We start from the raw sequence: 25,465 nt of genomic DNA, 5'->3' as shown, positions 1-25,465 counted from the left end.
CAGCGGGCCTTTTGCTTTATAAGAATTTCCCTGTATAACTCTCCTTAACTTTCTTCAACCCTTCCGGTACACCTGCATACAACAAGCTACCCCCACCTTCACCTCCTTCCGGCCCAAGGTCTATCGCCCAATCCGCAGAGCGGATCACATCCAGGTTGTGTTCTATCACCAAAACAGAATGCCCCTGATCGATCAGGGCATTGAAAGAGTTCAGCAATTTTTTGATATCATGGAAGTGCAAACCGGTGGTGGGTTCATCGAAGATGAAAAGAATGTGGCCTTGTGCTTTCCCTTTACCGAGGAAAGAAGCCAGTTTTACCCGTTGTGCTTCCCCGCCGCTCAATGTGTCCGAAGACTGGCCCAGTTTTACATAACCCAATCCCACATCACTTAAAGGGCGGATCCTGTTCACTACATCTTTCTCTTCTTTGAAGAATTCCAGTGCTTCATCTACTCCCAGCTCCAGGATGTCGTAGATGCTTTTGCCTTTGTAATGTACTTCCAGCACTTCATCCTTGAAACGTTTGCCACCGCAGGTTTCACAGGTAAGGTGAACATCTGCCAGGAACTGCATTTCTACGATCACTTCACCTTCTCCTTTGCAGGTATCACATCTTCCGCCATCTACGTTGAAAGAAAAATGTTTAGGCTGGAAGCCGCGCATCTTACTCAATGGCTGTTTTGCAAAGAGATCACGGATCTCATCGTATGCTTTGATATAAGTAACAGGATTGGAGCGGGATGATTTACCGATCGGGTTCTGGTCGATCATTTCTATCTGAGTAACTGCTTCCAGGTCTCCTTTCATGAGCCGGTGATTACCCACACGGTCTGTAAATTCCCCTTTCAGCTTCATGAGTGCAGGATAGAGGATCTGCTTTACCAGCGTAGTTTTTCCTGAACCGGATACGCCGGTTACTACGCACAGTATGCCCAACGGAAATTGCACATCGATGTTCTTCAGGTTGTGCTGGCGGCATCCTTCCAGTGTAATGGAACGTTTCCATTTACGGATAACTGCCGGCGGTTCAATCCTGTAGTGACCGCTGAGATATTTGCCGGTGAGGCTTTTGCCGTCCTTTAATATTTCAGGATAAGTGCCTTCGAAGATCACTTCACCACCAAGGTGACTGGCCAGCGGGCCCATGTCAATAATGTAATCCGCCTGTTCCATCAGTTGTTCATCATGCTCCACTACCACTACTGTATTGCCAAGGTCGCGGAGTTCGTGTAATACTTTGATGAGGCGGTGTGTATCCCTGGCATGCAAGCCAATACTGGGCTCATCCAGGATGTATAATGAATTGGTGAGGTTACTGCCTAAGGTACGGGTCAGTTGGATACGCTGGCTTTCTCCTCCACTCAGTGTATTGGCCACACGGTTGAGGGTGAGGTAACCAAGACCAACATCAAGTAAAGTTTTGATGCGGTGATTCACTTCTATCAGGATCCGTTTGGATACCTGTTGCTGGTATTCATTCAGTTCCAGTTTATCAAACCAGATCTTCAGTTTTTCCACTGGCATATCTACCAGGTCTGCAATACTGGCTTCTCCTACTTTTACGTACAATGCTTCTTTGCGTAAACGGGCACCTTTGCAGGTAGGGCAAACTGTGCGGCCACGGTAGCGGGCCTGCATTACACGGTATTGCACTTTGTAGAGGTTCTGCTCTACCATTTTGAAGAACTCATGGATACCGGAGAAGTGTTCATTACCATCCCACAGTAATTGCACCTGTTCATCTGTGAGGTCTGAAATGGGTTTGTGTATGGGAAAGCTGAACTTACGGGCGGCTTTCACAAGGGCATCCTTGTATTCACCCATTTTTTCTCCACGCCATGGAGCAATAGCGCCTTCAAAAACACTGAGGCGTTTATCCGGCATTACAAGGTCTGCATCAATTCCTAATACCTGCCCAAAGCCTTCACAGCTGGGGCATGCACCGAATGGATTATTGAAAGAGAATAAATTCGGAACGGGTTCTTCGAATTGGATACCATCCAGTTCAAAGCGGTTGGAGAAATGTTGTTTCATTTTTCCATCCACTTCCAGGTGGCAATCTCCTTCACCTTCGTAGAAAGCGGTTTGGATAGAATCTGCAATGCGGTGTTTGTCGTCTTCCTCAAAATCCTTCACAACAATACGGTCTATCAGCACATAGGTGGAAGCAGCGATCTTAGGGTTTTTCTGTTCCTGGAGTTCCTCGATCCTCACCAGTTCCCCATTGGTATACAGGCGGGAAAAACCTTTCTGCATGAGGATGTTCAGTTCTTCCGGCACTTTACGGTTGGCGTGCTGGCGGAAGGGTACCAGGATCTGGACCTTGCTGCCGTTCTTTAGTTTGGAGATATAATCCACCACATCCGCTACCTCATGCTTTTTCACCAGTTCCCCGGAAACGGGGGAATAGGTCCTGCCTGCACGGGAAAAGAGCAGGCGGAGGTAGTCGTACAGTTCCGTCATGGAACCTACTGTGGAGCGGGGGGTCCTGGTGATCACCTTTTGTTCGATGGCAATGGCGGGGCAGATCCCTTTGATGTAATCTACATCCGGTTTGTTCATCCGCATGAGGAACTGGCGGGCGTAGGCGCTGAGGCTTTCCGCATACCGTCTTTGCCCCTCGGCATAAAGGGTGTCCATGGTAAGGCTGGATTTTCCGGAGCCGCTGACCCCGGTTACCACTACCAGTTTATTTCTGGGTATTGAAACGCTGACATTCTTAAGATTATGCACCCGGGCACCCTTGATAAAGATATGGTCCGGCGAGCTAACTGGTTCACGTTCAACGGTTACTTCCTTCGTTTTTACTTTTGCGCACATAAGGTTACAAATTTAAGGATTCGGAAGCTGAAACGGACACCCAAATCCGGAAGGCCCCGTTCTACGTACATCTTTAATACCAATTTTTCATGGCGGGTTGTTTTATTGAACTATTCCTTTATATTTGCAATAACCGGTATACTTATACCTAACCGCCCGGCCAGCATTCATAACTAAAAACAGCACATTATCGCATAAACTCTACTCTATCAAACAACCTACTGGCTACAAAGTCCGTATTATTTACTAACCGCTATTGGTAGATGTTTATGCAAGTAATGTACAAATTGAATGACGAACAACTGATCACACTGTTTAAGAAAGGGCATTCTACAGCCCTGGAAGAACTGGTATACCGTCATAAAGACAAACTTTACACCTCCATCGTATTGCTCGTTAAAGATGCATTTTTAGCTGAGGATATCTTCCAGGATACCTTCATAAAAATTATCGACACTATTCGTGGCGATCGCTATACGGAGAAAGGTAAATTCCTGCCATGGGCCATGCGGATCGCGCATAACCTGTGTGTGGACCACTTCAGAAAAATCAAACGAACACCGCTGATAAAAACCAGTGACGACAAGGACATTTTTAATGTGCTTGGATTTAGTGAGCCCAGTGCGGAAGAAGTGATGATGACCCGTCAAAGCCATGACAGCGTTCGGCGTATGCTGGACCTGTTACCGGAAGAACAAAGGGAAGTGATCATCCTTCGCCACTATGCGGAACTGAGTTTTAAAGAGATTGCTGACCTCACGCAAGTGAGCATCAATACTGCATTGGGCCGTATGCGATATGGCCTGATCAATCTCCGGAAGATGATGACGGAGAAGCAGATTTGTTTGTAACCTTTTTTTGCTTGCCATGAACGGGCGGTGGGATGTAATGTCTACCGCTCGTTTTTTTTGCTGATCATCAGTACTCCTGCCAATACTAATGCCGTACCGGCCAATTGCAGCCATGTAACCGGCTCATCCAGGAAAATATACGCGAGTAAAATAGTAGATACCGGCCCGATACTGGTTATGATAGCTGTATTCCCGGAACCGATCCTGCGGATACCTTCACTCATCATAAAAGTGGGTAACACGGTAGAAACGATCGCCATTTGAAAACAGAGCCAGTAAGTATGGCCGGAAAAATGCCGCACTGCTGTGCCATGTGTTACGAAGTATTGCGTAAAAATGCCTGCTGATGCAAATATCAGGGCATACGCCGTGAATTTCATGGAACCTACTTTGGGAATGATCTGGCCTCCGCCTACGATATAAAAAGCATAGGTTATCGCGCAACCCAGGATCAGCAAACTGCCAACGATCACATCATTCCCTGCCTGCAATTGTATATCTGCTACAAAGGCCACCATCATTCCCATGTAAGCTAAAAGCAATGCCAGCCCTTGTGTGCGGCTAACTTTCTGCCTGAATGCCAAAGCCCCCATGAGTAAAGCAAAAGTGGGGTAAAGGAAAAGGATCAATCTTTCCAGGCCCGCTGAAATATAGGCCAGGCCCATGAAATCCAATAAACTACTGATATAATACCCCATGAAACCCAGCAAGGCAATAAAGCCCCACTGGCGCAGTGTGAGTTTTACATTTCCCTCCCGGCGGGACAGTACCCAAGCCGTGATAATGTAAAAAGGGATCGAGAACAACATCCTGAGCGCCAGCATGGAGATGGCGTCTATAGCTTCCGTGCGGTAAACAAGCTTCACGTAAATGGCCTTGGCGGAAAACAGGAAAGCGCCTGTAATGGCCAGGGTGAAGCCTATAATGTAGTTGGACTTTTTCAATTTACATTTTTTCAAAAACGATCGCGGCACCCTGGCCAACACCTACACACATGGTGGCCAATCCATATCTCACTCCGGAACGGCGTTTCATTTCATGCATGAGCGTAGTAGTAATGCGTGCCCCGCTACAACCCAGCGGATGGCCAATGGCAATGGATCCGCCATTGAAGTTGATCTTCTGAGGGTCCAATCCAAGGTCCCGGATACAGGCTAATGACTGGGAAGCAAATGCCTCGTTCAATTCAATGATATCCAGGTCGCTGGCTTTTAACCCAGCACGCCGGAGGGCTTTTTGGGAAGAAGGAACAGGGCCTATACCCATAAAAGCAGGATCTACTCCGGCTACCGCCATGGATTTGATCATGGCAATAGGTTGCAGGTTGAAACGTTTCAGCGCACTTTCTGAAACTACCATCACAGCAGAGGCGCCATCGTTGATGCCGGCAGAGTTACCTGCCGTAACGGTTCCGTCTTTCACAAAAGCCGGGCGCAGGGCAGCCAGTTTTTCCAGGTATGTTTCACGTGGTGGCTCATCTTTGGAGAAGATCACCTTATCTTCTTTATTTGGCGTGATCTCCACGGGAATGATCTCATCGTTCCAGCGGCCGGCCAGGTGGGCTTCTTTGTATTTCCGTTGGCTTTCAAAGGCAAAAAAATCCTGATCTTCCCGGCTGATCTTCCATTCCCGGGCTACATTTTCTGCTGTTTCCCCCATGGAAAAGGGATAATAGAGGTCAGCCAGTTTCTTATTGGTAAAGCGCCAGCCGATGGTAGAATCATACATTTCCGTTTTGCGGCTAAAGGCAGCATCCGGTTTAGGCATCACCAAAGGCGCGCGGGTCATGCTTTCCACTCCTCCGGCCAGGTAAACTTCACCCTCACCGCACATTACAGCGCGGGAAGCATCCATAATGGCCTGCAGGCCTGAGGCACAGAGCCTATTTACGGTATTTCCGGCCACAGATATGGGCAAGCCAGACAGTAATACAGCCATGCGGGCTACATCACGGTTATCCTCTCCTGCCTGGTTGGCGGCCCCGGCTATTACGTCTTCTACGGAAGCCGGGTCTACGGAAGGATTCCTGGCCATGAGGGAACGAAGCATCAGGGCCAGCATATCATCCGGACGGATAGTGCTCAATGCGCCACCATAGCGGGCTATGGGAGTTCTTACGGCATCTACTATATAAGCTGCTTGCATGTAACGGTTAGTGTTAAAGTTGCGAATTTATCGCAACTAATCGGGATTACCTTCAACCCGGCAATCCCAAATCCGAAATATGGACGTACCTTTGCGGGATGACGAGGAAGCAGAACATTAGGCATTTGAGCCTGCCACAGATACAAGAGGTATTTGCGAACATGGGCGAAAAGCCCTTTCGGGCCAAACAAGTGTACGAATGGCTGTGGCTGAAACAGGCCCGGGACTTTGAGTCAATGTCCAACCTGAGTAAGCCGCTGCGCGCTTCCCTGGAAGAAAACTTCACTTTCCCGGCTATCAAGGTAGATACCACCCAGCATAGCTCAGACGGCACCATCAAAAGCAGGTTCAAACTGCATGATGGCCATTTTGTGGAAGGGGTACTGATCCCTACCTCTACCCGGCAGACTGCCTGTGTATCTTCCCAGGTGGGTTGCAGCCTGAGCTGTAAATTCTGCGCCACAGGGTTTATGGACCGCAAAAGGAACCTGGATTTTGATGAAATATTCGACCAGGTGGCCCTGATCAACAAACAAGCCATTGAATCTTCCGGTAAAAAGCTGACCAATATCGTTTTCATGGGTATGGGCGAGCCTTTGCTGAATTATAAGAACGTACTCCATGCCATTGAAAGGATCACTTCTCCGGAAGGCCTGGCCATGAGTCCTAAACGGATCACGGTTTCCACCGCAGGGGTGGCCAAAATGATCCACCAGTTAGGGGAAGATAAAGTGCGTTTTAACCTGGCATTATCGCTCCACGCAGCGAATGATCAGAAACGTACGCAGATCATGCCGATCAATGAAACCAATAACCTGAAAGTGTTGGTGGAGGAGTTGAACTACTTCTATAAAGCCACAGGGAACGAGATCTCTTTCGAATATATCCTTTTCAAGGATTTCAATGATACCGTGAAGGATGCGGAAGAGCTGATCAAGATCTATCGCCAGGTGCCGGTGGACCTGATCAACATCATCGAATACAATCAGATCGATGGCGCCAGGTTCCAGAAACCTTCTGAGGAAGCTACGGAAGCGTTTATGGAGTATCTCGGCAAACATAAAGTGAACGCTCGTTTGCGCAGGAGCCGCGGGAAAGATATTGATGCGGCATGCGGGCAACTGGCTAATAAAGCATAGAAACATTTTACTGCAGGAATGCAGCAACTATAATTATACAGCATGAAAAAAAGCAGACCCGCTAAAAAGGGGTTCACACCTTTCAAAGAAAATTCACGCAGCAAACCTACAGACAGGCCATCTTCCGATCGCCGCCCCAAGCGCGATGGAGAGGAGAAAGGCTCCTTTAAAAGCTACCGCGAAAACGACAGGAGCGAAAAGCCGAAGAGAAGTTTCGGAGATGGTGATCAGGGACGTTTCCGTAAAGATAGCGACGCACCGAAAAGAACTGGTGGAACTGACAGGTTTGGTAACGACAGACCAAAGAGCCGTTTCAGCAAAGATGATGATAAACCGAAAAGGAGTTTCGGAGATAAACCACGGTTTAGCAAAGACGATGACAGGCCGAAGAGGAGTTTTGGTGACGATAAGCCAAAAGGACGCTTCAGCAGAGATGATGATAAACCGAAGAGGAGTTTTGGTGACGATAAACCCAAAGGACGCTTCAGCAAAGATGACGACAGGCCCAAAAGGAGTTTCGGTGACGATAAACCCAAAGGCCGCTTCAGCAAAGATGACGACAGGCCCAAAAGAAGTTTCGGTGACGATAAGCCCAAAGGACGCTTCAGCAGAGATGATGATAAACCGAAGAGGAGCTTTGGCGACAATAAGCCCAAAGGCCGTTTCAGCAAAGATGACGACAGGCCAAAAAGAAGCTTCAGCAAAGACGAAGACAAACCCAAAAGAAGCTTTTCCAAAGAAGACGGCGAATCCCGTCCGAAAAAAGAATTCGGCGACGGCGAAAGCAGTCCTAAAAGAACTCCCCGCAATGCGGCTCCTGAAAAAGAAAAAAGCACCCGCAAACGCGTTGCTTTAGAAAATAATGCAGCAGATGAAGAAGGCGGCAATGAAATGCCCCTGAACAAATACATCTCCCACTGCGGTATCTGCAGCCGCCGTAAAGCCGTTGATTTTATCAAAGAAGGCCTCGTAACCGTAAACGGCCAAAAGATAGAAGAACCCGCATTCAAGGTAACCGCCAAAGATGTGGTAACCCTGAAGGACAAACGCATCTTCATCCAAAAGAACCTCGTGTACGTGTTGCTGAACAAACCGAAAGGTTACATCACCACTACAGATGATCCGGAAGGACGCCAGACCGTTATGGAACTGGTAACAGATGCTGCAGAAGAAAGACTGTTCCCCGTAGGCCGCCTGGACCGTAATACCTCCGGTCTTTTATTACTGACGAATGATGGTGAACTGGCACAAAAACTGGCGCACCCCAAACACAACATCAAAAAGATCTATCACGTAGAACTGGATAAACCACTGACCAAGGCAGACTTTGACCAGATCATCGCAGGCGTTACGCTGGAAGATGGACTGGCACTTGTAGATGCCCTCGCGTTTGTGGACACCAAGGATAAGAAACAGATCGGCATCGAGATCCACAGCGGTAAAAACCGTATCGTGCGCCGTATCTTTGAACACCTGGGCTACCAGGTGGAAAAGCTGGACAGAGTTATGTATGCCGGATTGACCAAAAAAAATGTGAACCGTGGCAAATGGCGCTTCCTGTCTGAAAAAGAAGTGATCTTACTCAAACACTTTAAATAATAAACATAGAACGGGGAGCGTGCGTTCCCCGTTCATGATCTTTCTCTCATGCGCATAGATTCCCTGGTTATATTCGAGAATGAAGATTTCGTAGCGATCAATAAACCCTCCGGCCTGTTAAGTATTCCGGACAGGCATGATAATGAGCTCGAAGCTGTTTCCACCCTTCTCAAAAAACATTACGGCCAGATCTTTACAGTACACCGGCTGGACAGGGATACCAGCGGAATAATCCTTTTTGCCAAACACGAAGCATCTCATAAATACCTCTCTAAACTTTTTGAATCAAGGGATGTGGAGAAGTATTACCTGGGATTGGTGAATGGGGAACTGACAGAACCTAAAGGCAGTGTGAACGCCCCTATCATGGATCATCCTGTGCAAAAGGGAAAGATGGTGACCAATGCCAAAGGCAGGCCTTCCTTAACGGACTATGAGGTACAGGAGGCATTCGGGTTGTTCAGCCTGGTGAAGATGCGGATCCATACAGGCCGCACCCACCAGATCAGGGTACACATGAAATACCTGGGCCATCCTATTGTTGTTGATGAACTGTACGGCATTAAAAAACCGGTACTGCTCTCCGACATTAAAAAGAAGTTCAAACTGGGCAAGAATACGGAAGAGGAAAGACCATTGCTGAGCCGGCTCGCCTTACACGCTTTTCAGCTGAAGTTTACGGATGAAAAAGGGGAGTTAATCACCCTGGAAGCCCCGTTGCCAAAAGATATGCACGCAGTTTTGCAACAATTGCGGAAACATAAGAAATAATATCCCCCGGCGCTGCAACCCTGCAGCGCTATACCATCCCCAAAAGCAACCGCCCGGGTTGATTTTACGTAAATATTACCGGTGTTAAACTATTGAAAACGAAGGCGGTCTAAACAATACAATAGCCGGTTCATCGTTTCTTTTAAGGCACTCGTCCAGACTTCATGATAATTTTGACTGATTTAACGTAACTTTTCAAAGTAAACCGTTTAAAATATATGAGAAAGCTCCGGATTGCCGCCCTCTGTGTGATGGTAGTGGCTGCTTCATCAGCCTGTAAAAAGGATTCCAAAAAAGATACCCCAACACCCAATCCACCTACGGGTACACGTCTTCAATTGAGCCTTGATTCTTTATATTTATACGCAAAGGAAACTTATCTCTGGTATGATGCACTGCCGGATTACAATACCTTTAATCCACGCAGTTTCGCCGATGCAGATGAACTGACCAGCTTGCAGAATGAGCTGTACCAGATCTCCCAGTATAAGATCAATCCGAAGACCACAAAACCTTACGAGTACACAGGCGCCAATCGCCCAAAATATTCTTTTATTGAAAAAGGGAATGCGGCCCAGGGCATCAAAGGAACAGTAGACCTGGATGGCCAGGGGAATGATTTTGGATTAGGGCTGGTAGTTGTTACAGACGCCAGCACCGGCCTTAAATATGTATATGTGCGTTATGTGGAAAAAGGTTCTTCCGCAGCAACAGCCGGCATTACAAGAGGATGCAGGATCATTACCATGAATGGTGCTCCTGTAAGTACAAATACTTCTACACTCAACAGCACACTGGATGCAGGCGGTAGTATGAGCCTCAGCCTGCAAAAAGCAGCTCCGGCTGTGGGCACTTTCACCGCCAACCTTACCAAAGGCACTTATACGAACGATCCTGTGATCTATAAAGTATTACCTGCCAATGGTACTAACATTACCGGCTATTTAAACCTGGCCCGCTTTTCCCAGTTATCCAATGTACAACCCGGACTGGATAAAGCATTCCAGGATTTTTCAGCAGCAGGGGTAAACAACCTGGTGGTGGACCTCCGGTACAATGGAGGTGGTTATGTGGCTACTTTTGAATACCTGGCTAACCTGATCGCACCTGCCAGCCTTACCGGCCAGGTGATGTATAAAGAAACATTCAATACCCTGCTTCAAACCAACAAAGCCCCCATACTGGCTTCTATTCCTTTACTGGGTGCGGATGGCAAACAAAGAACAGGCAGCGGCGGCAGGCTGCTCACGTATGCAGATGTGGATTATTCCACTGCCGGCAACACGTACAAGTTCAGCAAAAAAGGCAACCTGGGCACTATCAAAAATGTAGTGTTTATAGTAAGCGGCAATACCGCCTCTGCCAGTGAATTAACGATCAATAGCCTGAAAGCATATCCGAATCAAATGACGGTGAAAATAGTGGGGTCTGCTACTACTTATGGCAAACCGGTTGGCTTCTTTGGTATTGGCATTGATAAGTTCACTGTATACATGAGCCAGTTCACCAGCGTGAATGCCAACAACGAGGGCGAGTATTATGCAGGTTTCCCCGTAGATATCTCTTCAACGGATGATGTGCTGCGTGACTTTGGAGATGTTGAAGAAAACGGGTTACTTAAAGCACTGGCCTTTATCAATACCGGTGCAGGTGGCCGTACAACGGACGACCGGTTGATGACCATCAATGGAAGGGTAACGAATGCCAGTTCATTGACCATGCAAAATGTGGGTGATGGCGGGTTTAACGGGATGGTGGAAGAACGTATCAATTTGAAATAAGGTACTTACATCTAACCTATATGCAATGCTGCAGACCTCCGGGTTTGCGGCATTTTTTTTACATGTTGGTATAAAAAATAAAAACGGGGAAAAATCCCCGTTTCGTAAAATCAAAAACCAACCATTAAAAAAAACGATCAGGAATAATATCCATGCAACCACTTGTGTTGCCGGTCTTTTTCTTCCTTTAATATTTTGACCTCCTTTACAGAAGGTTGTAACCATTGTAATATGATGCGAACCAGTTTTTTCATAAACAACCGTTTATTACTTGTTAGGCTGCGGCGTTGTTCTGAGATAAGGTTTAATGATCTTGTGACCTTTCGGGAACTTAGCCGGAATATCTTCCGTTTTCACAGCAGGTACAACAATCACATCTTCTCCCTCTTTCCAGTCTGCGGGTGTAGCTACACTGTAGTTAGCAGTCAGCTGCAGGGAATCGATCACGCGTAATACTTCTGTGAAATTCCTTCCGGTAGAAGCAGGGTAAGTGATCATGAGCTTTACTTTCTTATCAGGGCCAATGATGAACAGTGAACGCACAGTGAATGTTTCTGAGGCATTCGGGTGGATCATGTCATACAGGTTGGAAACCGTTCTATCTTCATCTGCGATGATGGGGAAAGCCACCTCGCAACCTTGTGTTTCGTTGATGTCGCTGATCCAGTTCTTGTGTTTATCCAGTGGATCTACACTCAGGGCCAGCACTTTCACGTTACGTTTGGCAAATTCACCATTCAATAAGGCTGTTTTGCCGAGTTCAGTTGTACAAACGGGTGTAAAATCAGCAGGATGTGAGAATAACACGCCCCAGCCATCACCCAGGTATTCGTACAGATCTATCTCTCCTACTGTCGATTTCGCCTTAAAATTGGGAGCAATGTCCCCTAGCCTTAAACTCATAATACACCTTTTAATAGATTCAAAAATACTGATTTCCTACAAATATTATAGACTTTAAGGATTTTTTTCTTAGAATCTTTATGGTGCTGGGTTCTAAGGCTGGATTTTCAGAATAAGTTAACAATTGCTTAATGGATGCGGCCGGTTTGGGGGCTATAAAACCTTAATGGGCATTCCCACCCTGTTTCCAGGCGTAATAGGCCAGGCTATACTTCATATCGTCCTCAAGATCAGCCTGTTGGCGGGCGCTGGGCTCATCAAATTCCAGTTCCAGGTAACCCAGGTAGAGTTCGTAGTTCTTTACAAGGGCATGCATGCATTTGTCCACACTGCGGTTATAAGCCTCAGTTTTGGAGCAATGTTCTGCCTTGCGGATAAAGTAACAGCTGTTATTGGCATATTCCATCCATTCCTCTTCCTGTACAAATTCGGGGCGGGCCAGGTGAAAGAGCAGGTTATCGAATAATACGGGTTCGCCCAGCTGGGCTTCAAAATCAATGATCTCAGGTACCTGCTGCATGGTTTCCAGCTTTTGTACAATGGCCATCTGAACGGCTTCGCTTTTGTCTTCAATAGCCCTGATCATGGTATTCAGAACGTCATAACTGGTCACAAAATCGCATTTGCGCCAGCCGGTTTCGGTTTCCAGGTAACCCCAGCAGGTGAGGTAATGAGAGTCGTCAAGGATGATCTGGCCTACTTTGATGGCAGTTGCTTCCTGGACCTGTGTAGTATGTAAGGATAGCTTTTTCATGAATGATCGTTTTTGACTGGTTTAATAACGATACAAAAATATTAGGGCTGTGCGCAAGGGATGTGCGTACCGAAATTGTTATACTTTTACCTCCGAAAAAACCCGGAATGCATGCCTAAGAATAAAGATGCCCTTTCCCGTTATCGATGGATAGATGAACGTTTACGCAATAAACGCCTGCCTAAACCCAGCCTGGACGACCTCGTTACTTTTGTATCTGACAAGATGGATAAGTCCATCGCTGTACGTACTATCCAGAAGGATATAGAGGATATGCGCAACGATGCGGAGCTTAATTATTTCGCACCGATCATATACAACCGCAGTTCAAGGGTATATCAATATGAAGATGAAAATTTCTCCATCAGTAATAGTCCTATTGATGAAGCAGATCTGCAGGGGCTGGAAGTAGCGATAGGTATCCTGGAGCAATTCCGCAGCCTGCCGGTGATACAGCGTTTTGAGGATGCCATCCTGAAGATTGCGGCGAGCCTCAAAATGAACCGGCAGCAACTGGAAAACAGGGGCCTGATCAAATTCAGCCGCGGCAGCCAGTACCAGGGTGCAGAACATATTCCTGAGATCGTAGATGCTATCAAAAACCTGGAAGTGATCCGCATTGCTTATCAGAGCTTTGACCGTACGGAGCCTAAAGAACATTGGGTAGAACCTTATCACTTAAGGGAATACAACCACCGCTTTTACCTGATCGGCAAAAGCCAGAAGGCCAAAGGTGGTACCGTGCTTACTTTCTCTCTTGACCGCATTGTGAAGTTCTGGCCTACCGATAAACATTTTGATGAAAAGAACTTTGATGATGCGAGTTACTTCCAGCATGCGATAGGTATCACTGTTACAGAAGGAGAACCGGAAGACATTGTATTATCCTACACGCCGCACCAGGGCAAATATGTGAAAACACAACCCATCCATCCTTCCCAGACGATCCTGAAAGATGATGAAAAGGAATGCCGCGTAGGTTTAAAACTGGTGGTGAACCAGGAGCTGATGATACTGCTGCTGAGTAACGGGGCAAGGGTAAAAGTGCTGGAACCCAAACACCTGGCGGACGCTTTAAAAGCAGAAGCAAAGAAAATGCTGGAACGTTATCAATAAAAAAAGCCGCTTCTTACGAGGCGGCTTTTTAATATCTGCACAGCTGCTTATTGGGCAGCTGGTTTTTCAAATACCTTTTCATCTACCGGGGTATTGATCTCTACTTTCGTATAGTTGATCTTCATGCCCATTGGTAATTGTTCTACTGCAGCGGCATACACATAGCCATCGCCGGATTTTTTGAAGTCAGAGAAGTTCTCTACTATTTCAATTTCCTGCCCCTGTATGGATTTATTGGTTGTTCTTTTAGTTACATACCAGTTGCTTGGATCTACAAAATAATTGGAGATGGAAGCATCTTTACGGGTGAGCTTGATCTTGTATAATTCCTTTCCGTCGATTGTTTCTTTGCCGATCAGTTCTGCGGTATGCCCTTTTGCTTTGTAATCCACCAGTTCACCGGTAAGGTCCAGATCGCGCTGTGCATCTGCGAGGTCTGCAGGATCAGAATCTACAGGAGCCTGCTGTTGCTGAACGGGCAGGAACATCCATCCACCTTTTGACGTGATCACCTGTACATTTTTAGTACCCATCGCTTCAAATTCGATACGCATGGCTTTTTGATTCAGGTTGATCACTTTCAACGGGAAGTCCATTCCCTGGATAGACATGCTTCCTTCTGCGATCTGTGAATTGAGGGCTTTTAATTTTGCTGCGCCACCCATGGCGGTAATATGTTTGTTCACCACTTCATCCAATGTCTGTGCTTTTGCGACAACCGCAGCACCTACCAGAAGCATAGACAGGGTCAACATCCGGAACTGTTTCATAATAGAGGAGTTTTAGATTTATTGCCTACAAATGTATCTCAAATGAAGATAGCAAAAAGCTTTTAAGGATTATTTAACGGTTTTTCCGAGTTTTATACCCATGAAACAAATGCAGGTAGCCGGCCATTTGGTGGACATCCCCGGCAGAAGGACATTCCCGGCGGTTATTACTATAGAAGATGGCATCATCCGGAATATTGTTCCTACTGATACAGCTGTACCCCAACAGTATATATTGCCCGGCTTTATCGATGCGCATGTACATGTTGAAAGTTCCATGCTTGTTCCTTCGGAATTTGCGCGGCTGGCGGTCCCTCATGGCACCGTGGCTACTATTTCAGACCCTCACGAAATTGCAAATGTACTAGGTGTAAAGGGTGTGGAATATATGCTGGACAATGCAAAGCAGGTACCCTTCAAATTCTGTTTCGGCGCTCCTTCCTGTGTTCCGGCCACTATCTTTGAAACTGCCGGTGCTGCTGTGAATGCGGAAGATGTAAACCAGTTACTGCAACGCCCGGATATCTATTACCTCTCTGAAATGATGAATTACCCCGGCGTGCTGTATAAGGACCCTGAAGTGATGGCCAAAATAGCTGCCGCCAAAAAACATGGGAAACCCGTGGATGGCCATGCTCCGGGACTCAGGGGAGAAGATGCAGCAAAGTACATTGCTGCAGGGATCAGTACAGACCATGAATGTTTCACACTGGAAGAAGCTTTGGATAAACTGCAGTACGGCATGCACATCCTCATCCGGGAAGGCAGTGCCGCCAGGAATTATGAAGCCCTCTCTTCCCTGATACAATCCCATCCGCAAAATGTAATGTTCTGCAGTGACGATAAACATCCGGACAACCTGGTGGACGGGCACATCAATGAATTGGTGAAACGTTCACTGGCAAAGGGTTACGAGCTGTATAACATTCTTCAGGCTGCATGTATCAATCCTGTAAAACATTACAACATGCCTGTAGGACTGCTGCAGATCAATGATCCGGCGGACTTCATTATCGTGGACAACCTGCAGCTGTTTAATATACTGGAAACTTATATCAATGGTGTGGCTGTAGCACAACAAGGAAAAACCCTCATTCCTGCAGTTCCTATTGCACGCGTGAATCAATTCAGCTGCCAGCCTAAAACGGCTGCAGACTTCCATATACCTGCAAACAAGGAAACCCGGGTGCAGGTGATAGAAGCGCTGGAAGGGCAACTGATCACCAATTGCATCCATGCCGTACTGACACCCCGGAACGGTTTACTGGTAAGTGATGCAGCGCAGGACGTGTTGAAGATAGCAGTGATCAACCGTTATTATGATGCCCCTGCAGCAACAGGCTTCATCAAAAACTTCGGATTGAAAAAAGGTGCCATTGCTTCTACCGTGGCGCACGACAGTCATAATATCATTGTAGTGGGTGTGGACGATCAAAGCATTGCTGCTGCAGTGAATGAACTGATCCGTTACGAAGGCGGCGTTTGCGTAACAACTGATGGAAGCACGCAGGTATTGCCATTGCCTGTAGCAGGGCTGATGAGTGCAGAAGACGGATACAGCACTGCCCAACGTTACAGCGAACTGGATGCAGCTGCCAAAAAGCTGGGCAGTACATTGGATGCACCTTTCATGACCTTGTCTTTCATGGCCCTGCTGGTGATCCCTCATTTAAAACTCAGCGATAAAGGATTATTTAACGGGGATACTTTTTCCTTTACGGATGTGATGGTTTAACCTTCTCCCAACCACAAAGTACCATTCACACTATCCCGTGCAGCCCCTGTAACAGAGCTAAGCACATTGGTCTTTTGCTGCCAGCGCAAAGCGCCGATCAGTGCCATTACCAATGCTTCTTTGAATGCAGCGGTCTGTGCATCCGGCACCATTACGGAAACACCGAGTGGTGTTAATTCTTCCCGGATGCAGTTGATCAGGAACTGGTTGAAAGCACCACCACCTGTTACGAGTAATTTCTTATCATTAGTGCCTTCCCGGGAAACGGCTTCCAGCGATTGCCTGATCTGTGTGGCAATATGGGCTACATAAGTGCGGAGTTTACCCTGAACGGATAATGTATGTTTATGGATCAAAGGCAGGAGTACGTCCGTACCAAAATCATTCGCGAGGGATTTAGGGAAAGCCTGGCTATAATAAGGCTGGCTGTTCAAGGCATCCAGCAATGATTTATCTATTACTCCGCCGGATGCAAGTGTTCCGTTCTCATCATATGTTTTACCCAATGCAGCAGCCAGTGCATCCAGTACCCGGTTGGCGGGGCATACATCAAAGGCATGGAATGTTTCGCCATTTTTTGCAGAGAGATTGGCAATGCCTCCGAGGTTAAGCCAATAATCGTATCCGGGGAATAATAATTTTTCGCCCATCGGTACAATGGGAGCACCCTGGCCTCCCAAAGCTACGTCCATAGCCCTGAGATCACTGATCACCGGCAAACCGGTCACTGCTGCAATAGCTGCCCCGTCTCCCAACTGGGCCGTCATGCGTTGTTCCGGCATATGAAAAGTGGTGTGCCCATGAGAGGCTATAAAATGCACCCTGTGCTCCAGGTTGTTCCTTTGGATGAAATCTTTTACCTGCTGGCCGGTATAATGGCCATAGGCGCTGTGCAGCAGTTGATAATCCCGGGCATTTAACGTTACCGCCCCTTTCAGGTCTGCCAACCATTGGGGACTGTAAGCCAGGCATTCTGCCACATGGATAGTATACGACCATTGGCCGCGTACCTCGCTCAATTCCACAAATGCTATATCCAACCCGTCCAGCGAACTGCCTGACATTAACCCGATAACGTTATAAACCATGCTTAAAATTTTTGCAAAGATAAAGTTTATGGAATACCTACCCTTCCCTGCATCATAATCCCGGAATCAAACCTCATTATTATGAAAAAGTATTGTTTTCTGATCCTGTGCACCATTATTTCCGTTGCTGCCATCGGGCAAACCTCCAGGGGATTTGTGATGGACAAGGCGAATAATCAGCCATTGCCGGGTGTTAGCATATTTATAAAAGGCACCAAATTTGGCACTACCACCACTCCTGACGGGGGTTTCACTTTTACCCGGCCCAAAGGGGCTTTTACCCTTGTGGTGCAGTATGTGGGGTATCAATCCCTTGAGAAGCAATTCACGGCTAAAGATTCTATGTACGTGATACACCTGAGCCAAAGCCAGCAGGCATTGCAGGAAGTAGTAGTGGTGGGGTTGGGTTCGGTGCAAAAAAAAACCGTAACCGGAGCTGTAGCCAATTATAGCTATGCTCCCCGCATGGAAGACCAAAACACCAATGAATTTAAAGGTATCCGTGAAAATGGCTTCCTGAATACCACCAAAAGCCCGTTGAGTACGTTTTCTGCAGATGTAGACAGGGCCAGTTATTCGCTTGTGAGAACAAACCTGAATGGTGGCCAGCTGCTCAAACCCAATGCCGTACGCATTGAAGAACTGATCAATTATTTCGACTATAATTACCCTGCACCTGTGAATAATGATCCTGTAGCCATATATGCGGACCTTGCTATCTGCCCCTGGAATAAGGAGCATCAGCTGGTGCGCATTGGCTTACAGGGGAAAAAGATCCCTACCGACAAACTACCCGCTTCCAACCTGGTATTCCTGCTGGATGTTTCCGGTTCCATGTATCCTCCAAACAGGCTGCCGCTGGTGAAACAAGCATTTAAAGCATTGGTACAGCAGTTAAGGGAAGAAGACCGTGTAGCGATTGTGGTATATGCAGGCGCAGCAGGACTGGTATTACCTTCCACTTCCGGGAAAGAGAAGACCAAGATCATTGATGCATTGGAAAACCTCAGTGCAGGAGGGTCTACAGCAGGTGGCGCAGGTATTAAACTCGCCTATAGAACCGCCGCAGATCATTTCATCAAAAAAGGAAATAACCGGGTGATCCTGGCTACTGACGGAGATTTCAATGTAGGGCTCTCCAGTGAAGAAGATCTGCAGGACCTGATCGAAAGAGAAAAGGAGAAAGGTATTTCATTGTCTGTGCTTGGATTCGGCATGGGCAATTATAAAGATAACCGCCTTGAAACCCTTGCGGATAAAGGAAACGGGAACTATGCTTATATAGACAATTTTGAAGAGGCCCGCCGGACATTTGTTACGGAGTTCGGCGGTACACTCTTCACTATTGCGAAGGATGTGAAACTGCAGGTGGAGTTCAATCCCAAATTCGTGCAGTCGTACCGTTTAGTGGGCTACGAGAACCGTTTGCTGAATGACGAGGATTTTAATGACGACAAAAAAGATGCAGGTGATATGGGTTCGGGGCATACGGTGACTGCTTTGTATGAATTAGTGCCGGTGGGTGCCAGGGAAGGTTCCGTGGACCCGCTGAAATACCAGAACCCTGCTCCCGTATCGTATAGATCATCCAGCAATGAGTTGCTGACAGTGAAAATGCGGTACAAAGAACCGGATGGAGAGAAGAGCAAATTACTGGAGAAAGTGTTGCTGCCGGGGGCTAAGAGTATAGAAAATGCTCCGGAAGATTTCAGGCTTGCTGCATCTGTGGCGCAATTCGGGATGTTATTGAGGAGCAGCCCTTATAAAGGATCTTCTACTTACGAATCTGCCTTGATGTTGGCAAATGGTGCAAGGGGTAAAGATCCTGAAGGGTATAGGGCGGAATACGTTCAATTGCTGAAAAAGGCGCAATTGCTCCAGGAGGCTGTGGCTACCAGGTAAGTAAAATCCACCAAAGTACTGGCTGCCAGACTGGTTAGAAATCCTGCTGATCTCTTGACCGTCCGGCAGCCAGAAACTTATCTTATTCAAGCATCGTAAACGAAAAAGTGCTATTTTGGCCCGGTAAAAAAGGGCTGGAATATGATAATAAATCTGAGTGATATCAATTCGCTGGTAGGCGACTGGATGAGTGAGATCAGGGATGAAGTGGTACAGGCAGACCGGATGCGCTTCCGCCGTAACCTGGAAAGGCTGGGAGAAGTAACTGCCTACGAGATCAGCAAAACACTCATGTACACAGATAAGGAGGTAGAAACTCCGCTGGGTACAGCCAACTGCGGTGTTATCAAACATCAGCCCGTACTGGGCACCATCCTGCGTGCGGGACTGGCCATGCACCAGGGATTGGTGAATTACTTCGATAAAGCAGACCACGCCTATATTTCCGCTTACCGCAAACATAACCGGGACGGCTCTTTTGAGATCAGCCTGGAATACGTATCCTGCCCTCCCCTGGATGATAAGGTACTCATCCTCTCTGATCCTATGCTGGCAACAGGCGCCTCTCTCGTTAAAACCATCGATCACCTGATGAGCTTTGGAAAACCCAGTCATATTCATATTGTTACCGCCATTGCCTGCACTATTGGCATTGAATACGTGCAACGTAATGCAGATGCGAATATCAGCATCTGGGCGGGAGACATTGACGATGAACTCACTGCAAAAGGATATATCGTTCCCGGGCTCGGAGACGCAGGGGACCTTGCTTTCGGGACCAAGCTGCAACAGTAACAAATACGGTCATTAGAACGTTTTAATTAACAGCAGTGCCAATAATATCGGACCTGTAACGTTATATCATAATCGACCGAATCAGCGCAGACCGGCATTTTCCCTTAAGTATTCATTTTAAATCTATTATGACGAAGAATTTATGTTATATAGATTTAATTTGAAATATGAAATATGTTCTTTACCTTCACATCGTATAGTGTCCCTATATATTTTAACCGTTGGCGAAATGAAGAAATTTGTACTCCTATTAACCATAGCTTTTTATGCCGTCAGTTCTGCTAAAGCGCAGGACCCGCATTTTACGCAATTTTTCGCGTCTCCGCTTACATTAAACCCAGCATTCACCGGCTACTTTTCAGGTGATCTTCGTCTCTCAGGTAACTATCGTTCACAATGGCGCAGCATTGCATCCCCATACATTACAGGTACCCTGGCAGCGGATTTCGGCATTTTAAAAAATACTATTTCTTATACAGATACCTGGGGCGTGGGTATCCTTGCGCTTTATGATAAAACAGGCGCCGGCGCATTGAATTCCAACTATGTGGCCATCAGCACTGCTTATCACAAGGGTTTGGATGTAGAAGGGAATCATACGCTGGGCATTGGTCTTCAGGCTGCTTTCTCCCAGAAGAGAGTAGACCAGAGCAAATTAATTTTCGAGCAACAGATCAATGATAATGGTTATGATCCTTCTCTGCCCAGCGGAGAAACCATTACCAATCCTTCTATCTCTTATATGGATTACAATGTAGGTTTGTTGTACAGTGGCCTCGTGGGAGAGTCCTCCAATATTTATCTCGGCGCATCTTATTACCATTTTACGCAACCTACTGAAACATTCCTGGACCAGGATAATAACCGCCTCAGCTATCGTTATACCATACATGGTGGTGGATCTTTTCCTGTGAATGGCAGTAACCGCGTACACTTCAGCGCGCATTACATGCGTCAGAACCAGGCTGTGGAAACCACTATGGGCGCAGCTTACGGCTTTATGCTGAATGATATGGAAGATGCTCCTACCATTTTTTACCTGGGAGCCTGGTTCCGCCTGAAAGATGCGATCAATCCTTACATCGGGCTGGAATTTAACAGCTTCAAAGTGGGGCTGAGCTACGACCTGAACGTTTCTACGTTGAAACCCGCTTCTAACTATCGCGGTGGTACAGAGATCTCTGTGATCTATGTACGCACTAAAAACGACAACAAAAAGAACGGAACACTTTGTCCCAAGTTTTAATAGCCTAGCGTATATACATGATTATGGGTGGCCGGATCAATTCCGGCCATTATTTTTTTAACCCCTTTCCTTTGCTCACCCATTTATTTCCCTTAATGGAATACCTGTAAGGCAGGTAGGTATCTTCCATCGCATAAGCCACTCCTACACGCGTACCGGTTTCAATAGCTGATCCTGGCAGATTGGGCGCATCTTCGATCCACAGCTTATTACCTAATAAACTTTCTCCTGTAAGCGCAGTGGTGATGCCCAATGCTTTGGATAAACTTCCCGGCCCTGCGGTGAGCGTGGTATCCAGCTTTATTTTGCCACAGCGTGCCAGCATATGATCAATTCCTTCAATGGGTTCCAGGGCACGTACCAGCACCACATGTGGCACATCCTTCAGATTAGTGACCACATTGAACAGGTGATGGATCCCATAACATAAATAAACATATGCTACCCCTCCGGGAGCATATGCTACCTCGGTTCTGGCGGTGCGGCGGTTGTTCCAGGCATGGGATGCTCTGTCTGTAGCCCCTGCATAGGCCTCGGTTTCAACGATCCTGCCGGAGGTGCGCACACCATCCATTTCTGTTACCAGCAACTTTCCCAGTAAGCGTTTAGCTACCCTTAAAACGTTATTGTCTTCATAAAATGAAGCATTCAGTTTAACCATGCTGCAAAATATTATTAATTTAGATGCGTTACATTCGTTGTTCCAAGTTTACTCCTGCGTACCTGATTACTGTCATACTAAAACCAGACCGTTGTTTTCATTAAGAGAAGTACTAGGCGCAGTGCAATCATACGGCAAAGCGCATCAGTTTATTACACAGCACCGTTTATGGAAGTGGATCATCATTCCAGGCATTATCTATTGCATCCTGTTTGTAACTGGTATTTATTTTGTGTGGGATTATTCCGGCGTGTTCATTGATTATGTATTAAACCTGCTGACACTTAAAACCTGGATAGAAGAACTGCAGAACGGATGGGTGAACTTCCTGTTCCTGCTGGTGGGCTTTGCAGTGCGGATGGTTTTTCTGCTCATGTATTTTTCCTTCTTCAAATATCTTTTCCTGATCGTTGGGTCTCCTATCTTTGCGTACCTCTCTGAAAAAACGGAGTCGATCATTCAAAAGAAGGATTTCCCTTTCAGCTTTCCCCAATTACTAAAAGATGTGGCACGCGGTATCCGTTTATCTTTCCGGAACCTTTTATACCAGACGGTTTTTATGCTTGTTATTGCGATACTCGCATTTATTCCTATCCTGGGATGGTTAACGCCATTGATCGCATTAATTGTGGAATGTTATTATTTCGGTTTCTCCATGATGGATTATAGCTTTGAGCGCCGCCAATGGACGATGGGGCAGAGTATCCGCTATATTGGCCAGCATAAAGGCATGGCCATTGGAAACGGACTGGTATTTTACCTGCTGATGTTCATTCCCGTCCTTGGCTGGGTATTAGCACCCTGTTATGCTGTGATTGCCGCTACTATTCATTTACAACAACAAAAACTACCTGATGCCCCAGCCCGGTAAAGTATATCTTATTCCAACCGTATTGAGTGCAGACGCGCTTTTTACACTACCAGCCTATATCACCAGCACTATTCAGCAGTTGAAGATCTTCTTTGTGGAGAATGAACGTACTGCCCGCCGGTTCATGAAAGCGCTGGACAGAACGATAGATATTGATTCTTTGCAACTGCACCTGATGAATGAAAACCAGGCGCCAGACCTTTCCCTTGCCCGGAAACTATTGCAGGAAGGGCGTTCCATTGGTGTGATCAGTGAAGCGGGTTGCCCCGCGATTGCTGATCCGGGTCAGCTGATCGTGCAGGTGGCACATAGTGTAGGCGCTACCGTGATTCCCCTGGTAGGGCCTAATTCCATGCTGCTGGCCCTGATGGCCTCCGGCATGAATGGGCAGAACTTCCGGTTTGTGGGTTATCTTCCGGTGAAACCTCCGGAGCGTGCAGCAGCTCTCAGGGAACTGGAAACTGTTTCTGCACGGGATAAACAAACGCAATTATTCATTGAAGCACCTTATCGGAACAATCCCATCATCAAGGATGTGCTGGCGAACTGTAAGAATGAAACGCTCTTCTGTGTGGCAGTGGACCTTACAGGGCCTACGGAATATATCCGTACGCAAAGTGTGGGACAGTGGAAGAAACAGGAAGGGGTTGATTTCCATAAAAGACCGGCGATATTTCTGCTGTATGCGCAGTAAAAAAGAGCGTCCTGACCGGGACGCTCTTTTTTTTATCAGAAAGGTACTTTTTTCATGGTGTTTGGATCTGTAACAGAGATAACACTGTCTACAATAAAAGCACTGTACCCTCTCCAGGGCAATGCCCCCAGGTATTCCTTATAATGCAGTTCCAATAATTTACCGCTTGCGCTCATGAGTTGCTGGGCTACTTTTTCATTTGCTACGGAAAACTGGAATTCATTGGATTGTACGCCACCCAGGTTCTGTGGTTTGAAACCGGTCTGAATGAGCTTACCCTCGTATGTTTTCCAGATATATCCTTTCTGCACAAAGAAGTTCAGCTCTCCGGACTTGGTACCGCGGCCAAAAACAAAGTAGTAGCGATAGAAAAAGATAGCGGCCAGGATCACCAGGATGATCGTTACCGTAATGAATACAAATCTTTTCATAATGATCCTTATAAACCGTATTTATCAATGAGGTATACCAATGCGCCCATTCCTATTGCTCCCAGGTCTAATTCTCTTTTATTCACCGCCTCAAAGTTATCAGAAACAGCGTGATGAATATCAAAATAACGTTGGGAGTCGGGAGAAAGTTCAGCCATTGGCGTGCCCAGTTGATTATGAATGGGGGTGATGTCTGCTCCGCCGCCTGGTTCTGAAAAATCATATATGCCATAAGGGAGGAATAAACCAGACCAACCCTGGACCTTACGGAGCTTATCGGGTTCCATGGAAGTAGTGAAACCTCTTGGTGTAAAGCCTCCTGCATCGCTTTCGAGGGCAAAGATGTGTTTTTCGTTCTTTGCTTTTGCCTCTTCTGCATATTTGGCGCCGCCGCGTAAACCGTTCTCTTCATTGGCAAACAGCACTACCCTGATGGTGCGTTTGGGGCGGATGCCTGTTGCTTTGAATGATCTTAATATTTCAATGGACTGTACACATCCGGTACCATCGTCATGCGCACCTTCGCAAACATCCCATGAATCCAGGTGGCCGCCTACAGTGATGTATTCATTCGGGAATTCGCTGCCGCGCAGCTCTCCTATTACGTTATGGCCAATAGTATCGGGCAGCATCTGGCAGGTGGTACGCAAAAAGACCTTCATGCCGGGATCGTTGGCAATCCTTTTGCTGAGCACTTCTGCATCTTTGAGGCCAATGGCTACTGCTGCTATTTTGGGGAAGGAATCGTTATAACGGGTACTGCCTGTATGGGGATTATTATCCGTGCTGTGGCTCATGGAACGTACGATCACTGCCAGTGCGCCATATTTGGATGCACGGCTGGGGCCCTGGCCCCGGAAACGTACGGCATCGCCATAGGCATAAAAAGTTTTGATGAATTTTTTGTTAAATGGGTAGTTATAAAAAACGATCTTTCCTTTGACCTGGTCTTTTTTCTGCTCCAGCTCTTCAAAGGACCTTACCTCAATAACAGGGGCTGTAACACCTTTTGTACCAGTGCCTACAGAGTTACCCAGGGCAAGGATATTCAGCGGAGGAACAAAATCGCGGCGCATGCTAATGATCCGGGCCTGCTCTTTTTCTCCTCTTACCCAATGCGGCACTTTGCATTCCTGGAAGTAGACATTATCTGCCCCGGCAGCCTTCAGCGCGGCTTCACCCCATTTTTCCGCCTTCACCATCTGTGGTGAACCGGCCAACCGGCCGCCGATGGTTTTGGTTAGAACGCGCAGGTTTTCGTAGGCGGTACCATTCGTGAGCACCTCGTCTGCGAAGCGGCGAATGGTAAGGGAATCCTCCTGTTGAGCCCAGGAAAGCTGAGCTATGCAGCAGGCTATTAAGGCTAAAATTGGCTTTTTCATATAGCGATCC

The 25,465-nt window shown here is 47.0% G+C and carries 22 protein-coding genes; 12 read left to right on the top strand and 10 right to left on the bottom strand.

Features of this window, described 5'->3' with window-relative positions:
* Positions 1-16 precede the first annotated feature (16 nt).
* Positions 17-2,821 (bottom strand): excinuclease ABC subunit UvrA, encoded by a 2,805-nt coding sequence (uvrA, locus tag BUR42_RS24525; RefSeq protein ID WP_084185803.1) that lies wholly within the window; start codon positions 2,819-2,821, stop codon positions 17-19.
* Positions 2,822-3,090: 269 nt separating this feature from the next.
* Between uvrA and BUR42_RS24520 the strand changes: the two genes are divergently transcribed.
* The gene (locus BUR42_RS24520; protein ID WP_074243196.1) at positions 3,091-3,672 is read left to right on the top strand and encodes an RNA polymerase sigma factor; all 582 of its coding nucleotides are present in this window, start codon (positions 3,091-3,093) and stop codon (positions 3,670-3,672) included.
* A gap of 41 nt (positions 3,673-3,713) precedes the next feature.
* On the opposite strand, the gene BUR42_RS24515 is transcribed toward BUR42_RS24520, so the two are convergent.
* Both BUR42_RS24515 and BUR42_RS24510 read right to left on the bottom strand, forming a co-directional pair.
* Positions 3,714-4,616 carry a DMT family transporter gene (locus BUR42_RS24515; protein WP_143197568.1) on the bottom strand — a complete coding sequence of 301 codons (903 nt, stop codon included), beginning with the start codon at positions 4,614-4,616 and terminating at the stop codon, positions 3,714-3,716.
* Between the two features lies 1 nt (position 4,617).
* Positions 4,618-5,817 (bottom strand): thiolase family protein, encoded by a 1,200-nt coding sequence (locus tag BUR42_RS24510; protein ID WP_074242198.1) that lies wholly within the window; start codon positions 5,815-5,817, stop codon positions 4,618-4,620.
* Positions 5,818-5,915: 98 nt separating this feature from the next.
* On the opposite strand from BUR42_RS24510, the gene rlmN reads away from it, so the two are divergent.
* The 4 genes from rlmN to BUR42_RS24490 all read left to right on the top strand — a co-directional run bounded on the left by rlmN (position 5,916) and on the right by BUR42_RS24490 (position 11,107).
* Entirely contained in the window at positions 5,916-6,956 is a 1,041-nt protein-coding gene (rlmN, locus tag BUR42_RS24505) for a dual-specificity RNA methyltransferase RlmN (RefSeq protein ID WP_074242197.1), read from the top strand.
* A gap of 42 nt (positions 6,957-6,998) precedes the next feature.
* Entirely contained in the window at positions 6,999-8,555 is a 1,557-nt protein-coding gene (locus BUR42_RS30055) for a pseudouridine synthase (protein WP_074242196.1), read from the top strand.
* A 48-nt stretch (positions 8,556-8,603) separates the two neighbouring features.
* Positions 8,604-9,326: an RluA family pseudouridine synthase gene (locus BUR42_RS24495; RefSeq protein ID WP_074242195.1), complete on the top strand. Its 723-nt coding sequence runs from the start codon at positions 8,604-8,606 to the stop codon at positions 9,324-9,326.
* A gap of 218 nt (positions 9,327-9,544) precedes the next feature.
* Entirely contained in the window at positions 9,545-11,107 is a 1,563-nt protein-coding gene (locus BUR42_RS24490; protein WP_074242194.1) for a S41 family peptidase, read from the top strand.
* 267 nt (positions 11,108-11,374) lie between these two features.
* Here BUR42_RS24490 and BUR42_RS24485 read toward each other — a convergent pair whose 3' ends face one another.
* Both BUR42_RS24485 and BUR42_RS24480 read right to left on the bottom strand, forming a co-directional pair.
* Positions 11,375-12,010, bottom strand: a complete 636-nt coding sequence (locus tag BUR42_RS24485) for a peroxiredoxin (RefSeq protein WP_074242193.1) — start codon at positions 12,008-12,010, stop codon at positions 11,375-11,377.
* A 163-nt stretch (positions 12,011-12,173) separates the two neighbouring features.
* Positions 12,174-12,764, bottom strand: coding sequence for a hypothetical protein (locus BUR42_RS24480; protein WP_074242192.1), 591 nt, complete (start codon positions 12,762-12,764; stop codon positions 12,174-12,176).
* 111 nt (positions 12,765-12,875) lie between these two features.
* On the opposite strand from BUR42_RS24480, the gene BUR42_RS24475 reads away from it, so the two are divergent.
* Positions 12,876-13,880 carry a helix-turn-helix transcriptional regulator gene (locus BUR42_RS24475; RefSeq protein WP_074242191.1) on the top strand — a complete coding sequence of 335 codons (1,005 nt, stop codon included), beginning with the start codon at positions 12,876-12,878 and terminating at the stop codon, positions 13,878-13,880.
* A 47-nt stretch (positions 13,881-13,927) separates the two neighbouring features.
* Here BUR42_RS24475 and BUR42_RS24470 read toward each other — a convergent pair whose 3' ends face one another.
* Positions 13,928-14,650, bottom strand: coding sequence for a LolA-like protein (locus BUR42_RS24470; protein ID WP_074242190.1), 723 nt, complete (start codon positions 14,648-14,650; stop codon positions 13,928-13,930).
* Between the two features lie 100 nt (positions 14,651-14,750).
* On the opposite strand from BUR42_RS24470, the gene ade reads away from it, so the two are divergent.
* Positions 14,751-16,385 carry an adenine deaminase gene (gene ade, locus BUR42_RS24465; protein ID WP_200798358.1) on the top strand — a complete coding sequence of 545 codons (1,635 nt, stop codon included), beginning with the start codon at positions 14,751-14,753 and terminating at the stop codon, positions 16,383-16,385.
* Here the strand turns inward: ade and BUR42_RS24460 are convergent.
* Positions 16,382-17,473, bottom strand: a complete 1,092-nt coding sequence (locus BUR42_RS24460; RefSeq protein ID WP_084185800.1) for an anhydro-N-acetylmuramic acid kinase — start codon at positions 17,471-17,473, stop codon at positions 16,382-16,384. The two genes, ade and BUR42_RS24460, sit on opposite strands and share 4 nt — an antisense overlap.
* An 81-nt stretch (positions 17,474-17,554) precedes the next feature.
* Here BUR42_RS24460 and BUR42_RS24455 point away from each other — a divergent pair, with 81 nt between their 5' ends.
* From BUR42_RS24455 to BUR42_RS24445, 3 genes are all read left to right on the top strand, one after another.
* Positions 17,555-19,375 (top strand): vWA domain-containing protein, encoded by a 1,821-nt coding sequence (locus tag BUR42_RS24455; protein ID WP_074242188.1) that lies wholly within the window; start codon positions 17,555-17,557, stop codon positions 19,373-19,375.
* 141 nt (positions 19,376-19,516) lie between these two features.
* The gene (upp, locus tag BUR42_RS24450) at positions 19,517-20,170 is read left to right on the top strand and encodes a uracil phosphoribosyltransferase (RefSeq protein ID WP_074242187.1); all 654 of its coding nucleotides are present in this window, start codon (positions 19,517-19,519) and stop codon (positions 20,168-20,170) included.
* A 229-nt stretch (positions 20,171-20,399) separates the two neighbouring features.
* On the top strand, positions 20,400-21,416 hold the full coding sequence (locus BUR42_RS24445) for a PorP/SprF family type IX secretion system membrane protein (protein WP_074242186.1): 1,017 nt from the start codon (positions 20,400-20,402) through the stop codon (positions 21,414-21,416).
* A gap of 49 nt (positions 21,417-21,465) precedes the next feature.
* On the opposite strand, the gene BUR42_RS24440 is transcribed toward BUR42_RS24445, so the two are convergent.
* Positions 21,466-22,077: a DNA-3-methyladenine glycosylase gene (locus BUR42_RS24440; RefSeq protein ID WP_074242185.1), complete on the bottom strand. Its 612-nt coding sequence runs from the start codon at positions 22,075-22,077 to the stop codon at positions 21,466-21,468.
* A gap of 91 nt (positions 22,078-22,168) precedes the next feature.
* On the opposite strand from BUR42_RS24440, the gene BUR42_RS24435 reads away from it, so the two are divergent.
* Positions 22,169-22,948, top strand: coding sequence for an EI24 domain-containing protein (locus tag BUR42_RS24435; RefSeq protein WP_074243193.1), 780 nt, complete (start codon positions 22,169-22,171; stop codon positions 22,946-22,948).
* Positions 22,932-23,642 carry an SAM-dependent methyltransferase gene (locus tag BUR42_RS24430; RefSeq protein WP_074242184.1) on the top strand — a complete coding sequence of 237 codons (711 nt, stop codon included), beginning with the start codon at positions 22,932-22,934 and terminating at the stop codon, positions 23,640-23,642. Before BUR42_RS24435 ends, BUR42_RS24430 begins: the two co-directional genes overlap by 17 nt.
* A gap of 35 nt (positions 23,643-23,677) precedes the next feature.
* Here the strand turns inward: BUR42_RS24430 and BUR42_RS24425 are convergent, their stop codons facing one another.
* Together BUR42_RS24425 and BUR42_RS24420 are read right to left on the bottom strand one after the other, a co-directional pair.
* Positions 23,678-24,073 carry a hypothetical protein gene (locus BUR42_RS24425; protein ID WP_074242183.1) on the bottom strand — a complete coding sequence of 132 codons (396 nt, stop codon included), beginning with the start codon at positions 24,071-24,073 and terminating at the stop codon, positions 23,678-23,680.
* Positions 24,074-24,081: 8 nt separating this feature from the next.
* Positions 24,082-25,455: a M20/M25/M40 family metallo-hydrolase gene (locus BUR42_RS24420; RefSeq protein ID WP_074242182.1), complete on the bottom strand. Its 1,374-nt coding sequence runs from the start codon at positions 25,453-25,455 to the stop codon at positions 24,082-24,084.
* Positions 25,456-25,465 lie beyond the last annotated feature (10 nt).

It is taken from the genome of Chitinophaga niabensis, assembly GCF_900129465.1.
In the GTDB taxonomy this organism is placed as follows: Bacteria; Bacteroidota; Bacteroidia; order Chitinophagales; family Chitinophagaceae; genus Chitinophaga; species Chitinophaga niabensis.
The sequence above is the reverse complement of the archived record's forward strand: the minus strand, read 5'-3'. Positions and strand labels throughout refer to the sequence as shown.

Coding starts and splice junctions, on each gene's coding strand:
- BUR42_RS24470 (WP_074242190.1), bottom strand. CDS start 14,650: ATGAAACAGTTCCGGATGTTGACCCTGTCTATGCTTCTGGTAGGTGCT.
- BUR42_RS24510 (WP_074242198.1), bottom strand. CDS start 5,817: ATGCAAGCAGCTTATATAGTAGATGCCGTAAGAACTCCCATAGCCCGC.
- upp (WP_074242187.1), top strand. CDS start 19,517: ATGATAATAAATCTGAGTGATATCAATTCGCTGGTAGGCGACTGGATG.
- BUR42_RS24495 (WP_074242195.1), top strand. CDS start 8,604: ATGCGCATAGATTCCCTGGTTATATTCGAGAATGAAGATTTCGTAGCG.
- BUR42_RS24430 (WP_074242184.1), top strand. CDS start 22,932: ATGCCCCAGCCCGGTAAAGTATATCTTATTCCAACCGTATTGAGTGCA.
- BUR42_RS24420 (WP_074242182.1), bottom strand. CDS start 25,455: ATGAAAAAGCCAATTTTAGCCTTAATAGCCTGCTGCATAGCTCAGCTT.
- BUR42_RS24445 (WP_074242186.1), top strand. CDS start 20,400: ATGAAGAAATTTGTACTCCTATTAACCATAGCTTTTTATGCCGTCAGT.
- BUR42_RS24425 (WP_074242183.1), bottom strand. CDS start 24,073: ATGAAAAGATTTGTATTCATTACGGTAACGATCATCCTGGTGATCCTG.
- BUR42_RS24440 (WP_074242185.1), bottom strand. CDS start 22,077: ATGGTTAAACTGAATGCTTCATTTTATGAAGACAATAACGTTTTAAGG.
- rlmN (WP_074242197.1), top strand. CDS start 5,916: ATGACGAGGAAGCAGAACATTAGGCATTTGAGCCTGCCACAGATACAA.
- BUR42_RS24480 (WP_074242192.1), bottom strand. CDS start 12,764: ATGAAAAAGCTATCCTTACATACTACACAGGTCCAGGAAGCAACTGCC.
- BUR42_RS24485 (WP_074242193.1), bottom strand. CDS start 12,010: ATGAGTTTAAGGCTAGGGGACATTGCTCCCAATTTTAAGGCGAAATCG.
- BUR42_RS24475 (WP_074242191.1), top strand. CDS start 12,876: ATGCCTAAGAATAAAGATGCCCTTTCCCGTTATCGATGGATAGATGAA.
- BUR42_RS24520 (WP_074243196.1), top strand. CDS start 3,091: ATGCAAGTAATGTACAAATTGAATGACGAACAACTGATCACACTGTTT.
- BUR42_RS24460 (WP_084185800.1), bottom strand. CDS start 17,473: ATGGTTTATAACGTTATCGGGTTAATGTCAGGCAGTTCGCTGGACGGG.
- BUR42_RS24490 (WP_074242194.1), top strand. CDS start 9,545: ATGAGAAAGCTCCGGATTGCCGCCCTCTGTGTGATGGTAGTGGCTGCT.
- ade (WP_200798358.1), top strand. CDS start 14,751: ATGAAACAAATGCAGGTAGCCGGCCATTTGGTGGACATCCCCGGCAGA.
- BUR42_RS24455 (WP_074242188.1), top strand. CDS start 17,555: ATGAAAAAGTATTGTTTTCTGATCCTGTGCACCATTATTTCCGTTGCT.
- BUR42_RS30055 (WP_074242196.1), top strand. CDS start 6,999: ATGAAAAAAAGCAGACCCGCTAAAAAGGGGTTCACACCTTTCAAAGAA.
- uvrA (WP_084185803.1), bottom strand. CDS start 2,821: ATGTGCGCAAAAGTAAAAACGAAGGAAGTAACCGTTGAACGTGAACCA.